The sequence below is a fragment of the Microbulbifer okhotskensis genome, from assembly GCF_023895975.1.
Taxonomy (GTDB): domain Bacteria; phylum Pseudomonadota; class Gammaproteobacteria; order Pseudomonadales; family Cellvibrionaceae; genus Microbulbifer; species Microbulbifer okhotskensis.
In genome coordinates this window covers 1-259 of record NZ_JALBWM010000476.1, presented here as the reverse complement: position 1 = coordinate 259, position 259 = coordinate 1, and the positions used below count along the sequence as shown (strand labels likewise).

Below are 259 nucleotides of genomic sequence, written 5' to 3'. Positions count from 1 at the left end.
GCCGTTGGGGCGCGCACCCAGGGCGCCAATAAAGCCGGCATCTTCGTCCAGTGCCGTGAGTTCTGTCTGGGATAACTCCAGGCATAAATCCCGGTAGGAAACCTCAAATAATTTTTGATCGGTTACGGCCAGGGGAATCCGGCTGGGGGGCTGCCAAGTGCTGGGCTGCTCCACACTGTAAACCGTGTCTGGTAAGCCGAAAATGTCCTGCAACGCGGTGATGGTGATGGCACCTTCGCGGTGAGTACCGTATTCCATG

1 protein-coding gene is annotated in these 259 nt (G+C 57.1%); it reads right to left on the bottom strand.

Annotation, left to right across the window (positions count from 1 at the left end; genetic code table 11):
- Window positions 1-259: hypothetical protein (locus tag MO867_RS22980; RefSeq protein ID WP_252473471.1), on the bottom strand; the 259-nt coding region annotated here is incomplete at both ends.